Source organism: Coleofasciculus sp. D1-CHI-01 (assembly GCF_040218875.1).
In the GTDB taxonomy this organism is placed as follows: Bacteria; Cyanobacteriota; Cyanobacteriia; order Cyanobacteriales; family Coleofasciculaceae; genus Coleofasciculus.
This window is the reverse complement of the sequence record NZ_JAVJQP010000096.1, coordinates 1-12,691: the sequence shown is the minus strand read 5'-3', so window position 1 is coordinate 12,691 and position 12,691 is coordinate 1. Positions and strand designations below refer to the sequence as shown.

General features: G+C 42.5%; 12 protein-coding genes. 6 read left to right on the top strand and 6 right to left on the bottom strand.

Annotated features, from left to right (window positions below):
- Positions 1-163: 163 nt before the first annotated feature.
- From RIB93_RS17800 to aspS, 5 genes are all read right to left on the bottom strand, one after another.
- Positions 164-685 (bottom strand): YcxB family protein, encoded by a 522-nt coding sequence (locus RIB93_RS17800; protein WP_446374110.1) that lies wholly within the window; start codon positions 683-685, stop codon positions 164-166.
- Positions 686-706: 21 nt separating this feature from the next.
- Positions 707-1,015 (bottom strand): type II toxin-antitoxin system Phd/YefM family antitoxin, encoded by a 309-nt coding sequence (locus RIB93_RS17795; RefSeq protein WP_446374108.1) that lies wholly within the window; start codon positions 1,013-1,015, stop codon positions 707-709.
- 103 nt (positions 1,016-1,118) lie between these two features.
- On the bottom strand, positions 1,119-2,612 hold the full coding sequence (locus tag RIB93_RS17790; RefSeq protein WP_446374107.1) for a tetratricopeptide repeat protein: 1,494 nt from the start codon (positions 2,610-2,612) through the stop codon (positions 1,119-1,121).
- 544 nt (positions 2,613-3,156) lie between these two features.
- Complete coding sequence (locus RIB93_RS17785; RefSeq protein WP_446374105.1) at positions 3,157-3,795, bottom strand: Uma2 family endonuclease; 639 nt, start codon at positions 3,793-3,795, stop codon at positions 3,157-3,159.
- A gap of 182 nt (positions 3,796-3,977) precedes the next feature.
- Positions 3,978-5,786, bottom strand: coding sequence for an aspartate--tRNA ligase (gene aspS, locus RIB93_RS17780; RefSeq protein ID WP_446374103.1), 1,809 nt, complete (start codon positions 5,784-5,786; stop codon positions 3,978-3,980).
- Positions 5,787-6,041: 255 nt separating this feature from the next.
- Here aspS and RIB93_RS17775 point away from each other — a divergent pair, with 255 nt between their 5' ends.
- The 5 genes from RIB93_RS17775 to RIB93_RS17755 all read left to right on the top strand — a co-directional run bounded on the left by RIB93_RS17775 (position 6,042) and on the right by RIB93_RS17755 (position 10,656).
- A complete protein-coding gene (locus RIB93_RS17775) occupies positions 6,042-6,572 on the top strand; it encodes an orange carotenoid protein N-terminal domain-containing protein (protein WP_446374101.1) in 531 nt (176 codons plus the stop codon).
- A gap of 527 nt (positions 6,573-7,099) precedes the next feature.
- Entirely contained in the window at positions 7,100-7,522 is a 423-nt protein-coding gene (locus RIB93_RS17770) for a roadblock/LC7 domain-containing protein (protein WP_446374099.1), read from the top strand.
- Positions 7,523-7,989: 467 nt separating this feature from the next.
- A complete protein-coding gene (locus tag RIB93_RS17765) occupies positions 7,990-8,856 on the top strand; it encodes a DUF4388 domain-containing protein (RefSeq protein WP_446374098.1) in 867 nt (288 codons plus the stop codon).
- A gap of 11 nt (positions 8,857-8,867) precedes the next feature.
- Complete coding sequence (locus tag RIB93_RS17760) at positions 8,868-9,401, top strand: GTP-binding protein (RefSeq protein ID WP_446374096.1); 534 nt, start codon at positions 8,868-8,870, stop codon at positions 9,399-9,401.
- Positions 9,402-9,789: 388 nt separating this feature from the next.
- Entirely contained in the window at positions 9,790-10,656 is an 867-nt protein-coding gene (locus RIB93_RS17755; RefSeq protein ID WP_446374094.1) for a DUF4388 domain-containing protein, read from the top strand.
- A 76-nt stretch (positions 10,657-10,732) separates the two neighbouring features.
- On the opposite strand, the gene RIB93_RS17750 is transcribed toward RIB93_RS17755, so the two are convergent.
- Positions 10,733-11,506, bottom strand: a complete 774-nt coding sequence (locus tag RIB93_RS17750) for an ABC transporter ATP-binding protein (RefSeq protein WP_446374092.1) — start codon at positions 11,504-11,506, stop codon at positions 10,733-10,735.
- A 651-nt stretch (positions 11,507-12,157) separates the two neighbouring features.
- Between RIB93_RS17750 and RIB93_RS17745 the strand changes: the two genes are divergently transcribed.
- Positions 12,158-12,517 carry a hypothetical protein gene (locus tag RIB93_RS17745; RefSeq protein WP_446374090.1) on the top strand — a complete coding sequence of 120 codons (360 nt, stop codon included), beginning with the start codon at positions 12,158-12,160 and terminating at the stop codon, positions 12,515-12,517.
- Positions 12,518-12,691: the final 174 nt, after the last annotated feature.

Below are 12,691 nucleotides of genomic sequence, written 5' to 3'. Positions count from 1 at the left end.
TCAATTGCTCGATCAGTTGCCAATTAATGGAGGCGAGTAGGGTGGGCAAATGGATATAATTTGTGATGAAATTGTTAAATTAACGTAATTTGCCCACCCTACCAGATCAGGCGATCCCACTATAGTAAAACCTATGCTATGCCCATATTTAGGAAAATATGGGTCAATTCCTAAAAAAATTAGGCTCATTATTAATTTTTTCGATGATTATATTTCTAAAACTATCAATTTGTTCACTATTGCTAAACACACGTTTAGGAATCAGAAAGAAAATTTTTTTGGATACGTAAAGATTAAACACATTATCTGCTTCTATGAAATAATCAAAGCCTTTCCATTGATATTGAGCTGTTGCATCTGCTGAAGTAACTTGAATGGTGTTTTCATCTAGCTCAACAGTTAAACATTGATGCATCCGGGGATCGTTTTTATAATTACCTGAGATTTGCCAACGATATAATCTCTTGGAAATAAGCGGACTTGTGATAATAGCCAACCAAAACATAAAAATTGAAAAAGCAATAGCAAAAAAATTAATAGAAAATCCATAAAATAATGCAATGATAATCGCAAAAATAGTGGTAGACCATGAAGAATTGAACAACCAGGGATTCCTGGCTTTACCGTCAGCCTCCATAGCTTCTATGTATTCATTGAGGGTAAGCCGATACTCCAGTCTCATCATTTCCTCCTAAGATGCAGATCATCAATAATCTTGACGCTCCGCCGCCATTTCTCGTTTAACATCCTGCACCAAATTTACTATCTTATCTCGTGAATCATATCCTGCCTCAATTAAAGCCTGTTTAAACTGCTGTTGAAAGTCATGTAACGGCACCAGTTCTAGCTGGGAATACTCGCGCATCCCCAATAAATCCTCGAAAGCCTCTAATCCCAACAATACAGCTTTTGCCTGTCCATCTGTTGTTAATATAATTAGTTCACGCTCAGAATTGACACGCTTGACCAGTTCAGAAAGTTGAGATGTTGTGTCTGTAATTTTTACCAAAGTCATCTGCTTATCGTGTATTTTCTCCAGTTTATCCAGTGATCCACACCCTTTTTGTTTGAATAGGAGTAGGATTGCTGTACCCAGTAACAATCAGAGCCGAGGTCAGTTATTCAGATAAACCTAGCTCAGTTAACAACCTTTGGCGGTTGTTGATTGCCAATTTGTAGTTAGGATCAATTTCTAAGGCTTTGTTATAGGAAACAAGTGCTTCTTCATACCTTTCTAACTTCTCTAGCGCAAAACCTCGACCATTCCAAGCGTAAGGATATTCTGGATCAATATCTAAGGCTTTATCATGAGAAGCCACTGCTTCTTTGTACCTTTTTAATTTACGTAGGGTAAGACCTCGGTTAGACCAAGCCTTAACATATTCTGGATCAATTTCTAGGGCTTTGTCATAAGAAGCCAGTGCTTCTTCATACCTGTTCAACCACTGTAGTGTATCACCTCGGTTCTTCCAAGCGTAAGGATATCCTGGTGCTGGATCAATGTCTAAAGTTTTGTTATAAGAAGTTAGTGCTTCTTCGTACCTTTTTAAGTTCGCTAGCGCAAGACCTCGATTATGCCAAGTGTTAGCATATTCCGGATCAATATCTAAGGCATTATCATAAGAAGCCAGTGCTTCTTTGTATCTTTTTAAGTTCCTTAGTGTATCACCTCGTTTCCTCCAAGTGTAAGGATGTCCTGGTTCAGCAATGTCTAAAGCTTTGTTATAAGAAGCTAGTGCTTCTTCGTACCTTTTTAAGTTCCTTAGTGTATCACCTCGACCAATCCAAACGTAAGTATATTCTGGATCAATATCTAAGGCATTATCATAAGAAGCCAGTGCTTCTTCATACCGTTCTAATTTGTCTAGCGTAAAACCTAGGCTATGCCAAGTTTCAACATTTTCCGAATCAATGTCCAATGCTTTTTTATAAGAATCGAGCGCCTCTTCGTACCTTTTTGCAGCATACAAATCATTACCTTCATTTAACCAATAATAATGACCTTTATCGAAAATTGCTGTGCCAATTGCAATAGCTACAATGGCTAAAAATATTGCACAACCAGAAATATAGAAGTATTTACGTTTTATAGTTATATTGGCAGACGAGAAGAATTGACAATCATTATTAATCTTTTTAACAACTATATTTCTAAAAATATCAAGTTTTTCGCTATTTATAAAGGCTCGTTTTGGAATAATATGATAAGTTATTTTAGATGTGTAAAAATTAAACACATTATCTGCTTCTATGAAATGATAAAAACCTTCCCATTTAATTTTTGATATTGAATTGTCTGAAGCGAATTTAATTGTGTTTTCATCAAGATCAACAGTTAAACACTCATTCAGGCGGGGGTCGTTTTTAAAATGACCTGAGAGTTGCCAACGATAGAATCTCTTAAAAATAGGCGGACTTATGAAAATAGCCCCCAAAAACATATAAATTGAAAAAGTAATATCAAAAAACATAGAGATTAATGCACTGATAATCCCACAAATAGTGGCGCACCATAAAAGTGACGATTTGAACAACCAGGGATTCCTTACTTTACCGTCAGCCTCCATAGCTGCTAGGTAATCATTGAGGGTAAGCCGATACTCCAGTCGCATCTTTTCCTCCTATGATGCAGATCATCAATGCTGTCATAGAAATATATTAAACGAAGTTAACTGTGAAATGTACTACGGATAAATTTGTACCCTTGAGGGAGTCCAATCGGAATTATTTTGTAAAGGTTGATACATAATGCCACCTCAGTTGCCTACCAACGCTGATCCGTTCTCAATTTCTGCGTCAGTTTTCGGGGAATAAGTCTTTCTGAGAAAGATTTTGCATTATCCTACAAGAAAAAGGCGATCGCGCCTCTAAAGCGACATCAAACTTTACTTAATGCTGCGAGGGAAAAGAGAATGGTCAAGTTGACCCATGTCAAGGGCACGATACTATCGTGCCCCTACCCAATCTCTTATCTTTAGTTTATGGTAGGGACACGGCATTGCCGTGTCCTCTTCTGTGCAGCATTATCCTCCCGCATCCCCAATAAATCCTCGAAAGCCTCTAATCCCAAAATTTTTACAAAAATCATTTACTTATCGTGTATTTTCTCCATTGTATAAACTTGCTCAAATACCACAATAAATAAAAACCATACAACTAAGTTTTGAGTCCTTGTGCAAAAGCATCGATCGCTTCAACTTGGTCAGAAATAAAAACACATTGTTCTAGTAACGCTATATCTAATTCTGGTAATAATTCGCTGGTTACAACTTGTTCATATCCATAGTTATCCTCAAATATAGATAGTGTTGCTTCTCGTAAATGATAGAGTTTTAGTCGATTTGTTTTCCATAGCCATACCTCAGTCACGCCCAAACGTCGGTAGATATCCAGCTTGTCAATACTGCCACTGGTAATAATGACTTCCACCGCTAAATCTGGTATATCTTTCTCCTCTCCAATGCAGTAACATTCATCCGGTTCAGCGCCCACTTTTTTCAATTGCTTCTTGACTCGGGGACTCCCCATTGGCGTGTGTTTGATTCGCTTTTTTATCAAATAAAACTCTATCAGTGTAGCCAGACGTTTTTTAAGTTTTTCATGTCTAAAAGACGGTGACACAATTTCTAATACTCCATCCGAATAGGTGATGTGGTAATGAGAGTTGTTTTCCAGTTTGGCTAGTAGGGCTTCGTATTGATTCCAGCTTACCTCACTCGTCGTGAATATCTCCTCTGGATCATCAATTTGAGCAATTTCTGGCTCGTTAATCAGTTCTTGGAGACTATTGAGCATTCTTTTTTGTCCTATTGATTCAAGTTGCATTTGGCTGCGATCGCGCCATTGTGATTCAGCTATTTAAGCTTAATTATAAGCGTTATAATCTCCCTCTCTTCCCATCTCCCCCTCTCCCAAAACATCCTAGTAGAGACGTTGCATGCAACGTCTCTACAATATTGATTGCCAAAACGAACGATCTACTTGACCCCAGACACTTTCTTCGGCTTATACGTGGAAGCAACGTGCAATTCTTTTAACTGCTTCTCTCCCACCTGAGCAGGTGCTTCGGTTAACAAACAACTGGCTTGCTGCGTCTTGGGAAACGCAATCACATCCCGAATTGATTCTTCCCCGGCTAACAACATAACCAACCGATCTAAGCCATAGGCAATTCCGCCATGAGGAGGGGCGCCATAATCAAAGGCTTCCAGTAAGAAACCAAACTTATTTTGAGCCTCTTCTGGCGATAATCCGATCGCGTCGAATACTCGTCTCTGAATATCAGGTTGGTACATCCGCAAACTGCCACCGCCGACTTCATAGCCGTTATACACTAAGTCATACGCTTGCGCCCTTGCCGTTTTCAGATCATCGATATCATCGGGGTGAGGCGCGGTAAAGGGGTGATGAATTGCCTCTAAGCGCTTCTCATCCGCATTCCATTCAAACATCGGGTAATCTGTCACCCAAAGTAAATTAATTTTTGTCGGGTTAATCAGTCCCAACTCTTGACCCAATACCTGGCGCAGGCGATCCAAGGTTTTATTCACCACATCGGTAGCACCCGCACCAAACAGGAGTAAATGACCGGGTTTAGCCCCCGTCATCTCCAGCAGTTTCTGTTTCTGTTCCTCAGTGAGATTGTCTTTAATCGCCCCAATCGTATCGATTTCCCAGTTGTCTCGCACCCGAATATAAGCTAAACCTTTAGCACCTGCTGCGGCGGCTTCGTTAAATAAGTCCCCACTCTTACCGGGTTTAATTCGCACATTGGAGATTTTGTCGTTACCGCCAGGAATCGGTAATACTTTTACTTTACCCCCAGTCGCCACTGCACCGGAAAAGACTTTAAATCCTGAGTCTTTGAGTAATTCCGATACATCCACCAGTTCTAAGCCAAAGCGGGTATCGGGTTTATCTGTACCGTAGCGTTCCATGACTTCGGCGTAGGTAAAACGGGGGAAAGGGCGGGGAATGTCTATCCCTTTTACTGTTTTAAAGATATGACAAACCAAGCCTTCATTAAGCTGGAGAATCTCATCCTGGGACATAAAACTCATTTCCATGTCCAACTGGGTAAACTCTGGCTGACGATCTGCCCTTAAATCTTCATCCCGGAAGCAACGGGCAATCTGATAGTAACGGTCTAATCCAGCGACCATCAACAATTGCTTGAATAATTGCGGGGATTGTGGTAAAGCATACCATTGTCCTGGATTCACGCGAGCAGGTACCAAATAGTCTCTCGCCCCTTCCGGTGTCGAACGGGTTAACATTGGGGTTTCCACCTCAATGAAGCGTTGTTCATCTTCTAAATACCGACGCATCGCCTTAATCACCTCATGGCGCAATTCTATATTTTGGCGCATGCGATCGCGGCGAATATCCAGATACCGATATTTGAGCCGCAAGTCTTCCCGCACGGCTTCGGCGTCGGCGGTAGATACCTGAAACGGTAACTGCTTCCGCACCGTATTCAACGGGTTAATCTGATCCGCATACACTTCCACTTCACCCGTGGATAAGTTCGGGTTGAGCGACTCATCGGGACGCCGACTCACACGCCCGGTAATTTGTACCACATACTCATTTCGCACGGCTTCTGCATTCGGATAAGAATCCGGCGTGCGCTGAGGATCACTAACAATCTGCACAATACCCGTGCGATCGCGCAAATCTAAAAATATCACCCCCCCGTGGTCACGTCGCCGATCTACCCAACCACAGAGGGTAACGGTTTCACCAACATGGTTACTTCGCAATTCGCCGCAATAATGAGTCCGCATAACCGATGAAAAAATAAGTGCTTTGACAGGAAGGAACGTCTAAGGTAGCAAAATGAGAAAGCTTTGCCCATTATCCTGCATTAGGCGGTCATTGTCTTTGTCTCCCTACCAACTTCATCGTCTCTGGATAGAGGAAGATGGCGATCGCACCACAGATCCTAAGCAAACTCTACCGATCGGAGGGCGATCCCTGTTTGTAAAGTTTGGTAAACCTAGGAGTAGAGATATTTTGTTGTATTAGAGGAAAGAAACTATATGGCTTCTACTCAACCGACTGGTGTAAACCCAGCCCGCTCTGAGGAGACAAAGAACGTAACCCAATCATTTGAGGGTTTGAGTACGGATGACAAACTAGCGTTACTTTACTACATCTACGAAAAAATGGGCGATTCGATCACACCAGCGGCACCCACGGCGGCTGATGCGGAAATCTCCCCCCAACTGCTACGAGACTTCTACAACCTGTCGGATGATCAGCAGTTAGCCGCGATGCGAGAAATCGTCAATCGTGAAGATACCCAAGTATCACGGGCGTATGGGGCATTGAGTGAAAATAATCAATTATTAGTCTGGTACGCTTGGGCGCAAGGAATGGGTGATACGGTTGTCGATATGCCCTTAAACTACAAAGCTCAGTCAGAGGTGAATTCGATTCTATCCCAAATCGAAAAGCTAGATTTCGAGGGGCAAATCTCTCTACTGCGCCAAGTTGCTGGTGATATGGGTTACAGTATCGTTGAACCCGTTCCTAGCCAGGAAGAAACCGGAAAAACCCCTAGTTTATAGGGTTTTCCAGGGAGTGGGAAGTTTTGAGTTTTGAGGGAAGTAGGGGCGGGTTTAGGGACTTTATGCTTGGCTATTGATGGTAACGTTTCTACAAAACCCGCCCTGACGTAGGGGCGGGTTTAGGGACTTTATATGTGGCTATTGATGGTAACGTTTCTACAAAACCCGCCCTGACTGACTCAGTGTTGACTTTTGAGTTATAACTGTCGCCCTAAAGGTGAGGGTGAATGGTGCTGATTTAAGGCTAGTGGACAGTACCACCCTATGGTATATCAAGGGTTTCGGCGAGTCAAAACTGCAAATTTTCAGTACCATTTAGGTTAGGACAGTTTTTCTTCCCCAGCTTCCTCATCTCCCCCAGCTCCCCCAACTCCCTCATCTCCCCCACTTCCCCTAATCCGAAAACGTCCGTGATAAGTTCGATTGTGAGATAGAGTTGGATACTTGGATAATGGATGGATTTAGTGGTATTCATACCCTTTAACCGTCTCACCAAATCCAACCCGGACTTATCGAGGATGATGACAATGACCATTAACACAGCGAAGATTGAGAGCATCTTACAAAATTTTGTCACTGGCACCAGTGAGGTTCAGGGAGCAGCTTTGGTGTCTCCAGACGGGCTACCCTTAGCTTCAAGCTTACCCAATGAGATGGATGAAGAACGAGTTTCCGCCATGTCAGCCGCAATGCTGTCGTTGGGAGAGCGGATTGGCTCAGAATTGTCCCGAGGCTTTCTTGATCGCATCTACGTCGAAGGCGATCGCGGCTACGGCATTTTGACCAATTGCGGCGAATATGCTGTATTACTGGTTTTAGCTAGCAAAGCGGCGAAACAAGGTGTACTGCTGCTGGAAATTAAGCGTGTGATTCCAGAGTTGAAGGCGGCGCTTGATCCAATCCGGAAAATATCTGGAGCCTATGATACTCAATCACAGGTCGCTGAATAATTCATGACCACGACAAGAACCCCAATTGCTCTCCTACCTCTATCATGGCTGTGACGAGGTGGGATACTCTCTTACACTGCCGAAGAGTGAGTTTGCCCAGAATGCAGTGTGGGCTTGAGTTTAAGCTCACATACAGGATAGAGATTTAATCCCTATAGCTCTATCAAGTCGGTACGGTACGCTAAAGCGCTGCTCACAGATAAGTCTTGAACTTGAAAGAATCCTGAGAACCGACACCCAATCTTGAATCAGGCAGTGTAAACTTGTCCTGACTGTTGCTTTGGCGCTCTGACTGATGTTGCCAAGGTTAGGATAACACGATTACTATAGATCATAAAGATATTTATGATTTATCTAAGATAAGTAACAAAAAATTGATTATTCTTCAATTGGAATTGTAAACCTAAGACAATAAGTCTAGAGTTTGCCTATTTTTTGACAATTTTTTAGCAAGTAGTGAACAAGTAATGGCAATTACAAGCTGTTTGTCGGAGTTTTCTCTCCCTGAACTATTTCAATTTCTGGATCAAGGCAGCAAAACCGGATTGCTGACCTTGCGATTCCTGACAGAAAATCAGGAGAAACGAGTACGCCATGTACTATTACATCAAGGTCGCATTGTCGCTGTGACCAATCGATTGGATCATCAGTGCTTGCTCGCCATGATTGTCCAACGAGGCTGGATTAGCCCAGAAGTGTTGCGAGAGCAGGTGAACCGTTGTCCTGCGAATATTCCGATTGGTTTATATTTAAAGACTCAATCGTTTCTCCAGCCGGAACAACTCAGACTGTTGTTCCACGCTCAAGTTCTACGGCAAGTCTGTGGTTTGTTTCGGCTGAGAGAGGCTCGATTTAAATTTGATACTAAAGCGACTTTGCCCACGACGGAAATGACTGGCTTAAGCCTCAGCGCCACCGAAGCCACTTTAATGGGTTTACGAGTGTTAAGAGACTGGGTATTATTAGCAAACAAACTGCCAGAACCAACCTCCGCTCTGTCGAGGGTAGTGATTGGCAAGCGTCATCTGCGCTTGGATTCGGTGGAAGGGCAAGTTTGGCAGCGATCAAATGGCTCGATTTCTCTGAATACAATGGCAACTCAGCTCAAACAACCCATAGAAATAATTCAACAAACGGCATTCCGACTGATTAGCGTGGGTTTAGTCCAAGAAGTCCCAATGATGACGGCGGCGTCTCGTTCTAAAGCAATGGCAGAAGATGTCTTAGAGCCTGTAGCTGCTGGAACTAATCACGGCAGTAAAGAGGAGAATGGTTCTGAGGTTAGTCCTTCCTTTATGCAAAACTTGCTGGGTTTCTTGAGGAGCAGCAAGTAACGGTGGAAATTATGCGTCTAGTTGTTACGGGTACAGTGGGTGCTGGCAAGTCTACCTTCATTCGCTCAGTTAGCGAGATTGCCGTAGTTGATACGGATCGAATCTCAACCGATCAAACTACTGAGATTAAGAAAAAAACAACCGTAGCGATGGACTTTGGACGCTTACAATTTGCCCCAGAAATGGCATTGCATCTCTATGGTACACCCGGACAAGCTCGCTTCGATTTTATGTGGGATATCTTGATTCGCAAAGCCCATGCTTATATTCTTTTGGTGGATGCTCATCGACCTAGCGATTTTCGCTCAGCCCGTAAGCTGCTGGCGTTTATGAAGCAGAGGGTAGATATTCCCATGCTAATTGGCTTGACCCATAGGGATTGTGAAGGCGCTTGGTCTGAAGAAAATGTGGCGATCGCTCTAGGGTTTGTGGATGAAAAAACTCGTCCACCTTTCGTCAGCTTAAATGCGAATGAAAAAGATTCTGTTATTGATACTCTAATTGTCTTAATTGAACATTATTTAAATTGTGTTGTTAAAACCTAAGAGGTTAGGCATTTTTAATTCTTTTAAATAAATAAATTTTATAAGAAACTAAATTTAAATCACTATATTTAATTATTGCCAACGCCAGAAGCAACAGAAGGCAGATCCCATTTTTGTCAATCATTATGGATTGTGTGAGCATTTTGTTCATATCTAGAAGTAAGCTAGCCAGATGTTTATGCTTCATGTAGGCTTCGGCGTCCTTGCTACTTGGACTAACGTGACAGGATCATGCTGAAAAAATTAAGACTATCGGCTAATATGAATAATTGTTAAGCTATAATCTTATTAAGAAAATATAAAATTCAGCTAACTTCCTTTAAAGCTTCAACACGTCCTGCCTGATTGAAGTCTGCGCTGATGTTCTTAAAACTGTCCTTTTAAAACTATGGCTATTACAGGTTACTTATCTGATTTGTCTGTTCCCGAACTGTTTCATTTGATTGAACAAGGCAAAAAAACCGGGTTACTCACATTACGCACCAGATCAACCAGCCCATCCATTCCCTATTATGTATGGGTTCACCAAGGTCGTATTGTCGCGACGGCTAATCGCTTGGATGGTCAAGGTTTAATCGCCCTGATTGAGCAATGCCAGTGGGTGAGCGATCGCGTAGTAGCCAAGTTAGTCCAATGGTGCTGTCCGACAGGAAAACCTCTGGGATTGTGTCTCAAAAATCACGGTGTTTTACAAACCGAACATCTCAAGCAGTTATTCCAAGTTCAGGTTTTACAGCAAATCGGGACTCTGTTCCAACTCAAAGATGCTCAATTTAAATTGGAGCAGAATGCACCCCTACCTGGGCGAGAAATGACGGGGTTGAGCATACCCGCCACCGAAGCCACATTAATGGGATTACGGGTGCTGCCAAACTGGGATACCTTAGCTGATAAATTACCTGATCCCAATAGCGGTTTAATCAGTACAAAGACAGGTCAACTTCGTTACCGATTAGATCCAGTCGAATGGCAGATCTGGGAGTACACTAAAGGGACAGTTTCGCTGAAAATGATTGCCAGGGAACTACGACTTCCGATAGAAAAAGTTCAGCAAATTGCTTTTGCCCTGATTACAGTCGGTTTAGCCGAAGAAGTGCCGTTATTCATGGGAAATCTACCCACTCAATCCGTTGAACCCTTACCCGCGCAATTGACGGAAGAATCGGGCACTAAAACGCTCAGTCAATCTTTCGTACAAAACGTTATGAGTTTTTTGCGGAACAGTAAAGCCAAACCAATATCAATTGGAACTTAATGGCGGGTTTGTCGGGGCGGGTTTCACAACTATCCTTTCGGTTTTAACTAGATTTGACTAAACCCGCCCTCCGGATTTAGGCTGACGGCGCTGTTGCTACTTTTACCATTTCCTCTGGCGTCAAATACGAATGAATGACTTCACCATCTCGAAACCACACAATACGCTTCGTCAAACGAGCGACATCCGGTTCGTGAGTCACCATCACCACTGTAATTCCCTCCTCATTGAGTTGGCTAAATAACCCAATTACTTCAGCCGTGGTATGAGAATCCAGCGCCCCGGTTGGTTCATCTGCTAAAAGTAATACGGGTTGATTGACGATCGCGCGGGCAATGGCTACTCGTTGCTGTTGTCCACCAGACAGTTGATTGGGCTTATTCAACTGGCGGTTTTCCAACCCTACTCGCTTTAAAGCACTCATGGCGCGATCGCGGCGTTCTTGGGGGGAAATTCCAGCATACACCATGGGCAACATCACATTTTCCAAGGCGGTGAGTTGGGGTAGCAGGTGAAACTGCTGAAACACAAAGCCAATCTTGACATTGCGAATCCCAGCTAATTGAGTATCATCAAGATGAGAAACATCCACACCATCTAGGTAATAGCGTCCAGACGTGGGTTGATCAAGACATCCGATAATATTCATGGCGGTTGATTTGCCCGAACCCGACGCCCCCATAATTGAGCAGTATTCACCTTTATCTATGGTTAGATTCACTTGGCTGAGGGCTTTGACTTCTGTATTACCCGTACCATAAACCTTAGAGATATTTTCTAGACGAATAATGATGGGTGGTTCAACTGACGTTGAATGAATCGACGATGGAAAATTGATAGAATCGTGCATAAAGCTCTACGGTTAATAAACAAGACAATTGTAGGGGCGGGTTTAGGAATTCAATTATGTCTTCACCGATAACTAAACAACAAAACCCGCCCTCCCCACTGATAACGGAACAACAAAAGCCTAAATAGTATTTTTGGTTTATAATCATAATATTTCATCTGTAGGGGCGGGTTTAGGAACTCAATTATGTCTTCACCGATAACTAAACAACAAAACCCGCCCTACCCAATGATAACGAAACAACAAAAGCCTAAATAGTATTTTTGGTTTATAATCATAATATTTCATCTGTAGGGGCGGGTTTAGGAACTCAATTATGTTTTCACCGATAACTAAACAACAAAACCCGCCCTACCCACTGATAACGGAACAACAAAAGCCTAAATAGTATTTTGGTTTATAATCATGATATTTCATCTGTAGGGGCGGGTTTAGGGACTCAATTATGTCTTCACCGATAACTAAACAACAAAACCCGCCCTACCCACTGATAACGAACAAAAGCCTAAATAGAATTTTGGTTTATAATCATAATATTTCATCTGTAGGGGCGGGTTTAGGAACTCAATTATGTTTTCACCGATAACTAAACAACAAAACCCGCCCTCCCCACTGATAACGGAACAACTATAGATAGACTGGGTAAATTCAATGCTGAAAAAACTGAGAGGTGGATTTTTAATGGGAATTGGCTATATGCTCTCCCCGTTGTCTTGGTGGAATGACTTATTTTTTAATATGCCCATTGCCTATCTTTTTGCCTATTCATTCAGTTGGATTTTTCCTGACCTGTTTTTACCGCTTACCGCTGTTGGTTACTGGCTCTCAAACATTCTCGGAATTTTGATGATGCATAGGGGAGCCACAGATATGTTTTTTGAGCAAAAGCAGCGGAATGCTAAAAAAGATTTACTTATTGGTTTGGGTACATCAACGGTTTACACCTTAGTTGTTTTAGCACTAATGTATTTCCATGTTCTCGAATCTCCCGTATTTTTAGTAAATCAGTAGAACGGTTTTGTTCATTTATCGGTGAGGTGGATCAGGTTTTGTTGTTCATTTATCGGTGAGGTAGGGCGGGTTTTGTTGTTCATTTATCGGTGAGGTAGGGCGGGTTTTGTTGTTCATTTATCGGTGAGGTAGGGCGGGTTTTGTTGTTCATTTATCGGTGAGAGATCGGAAGAG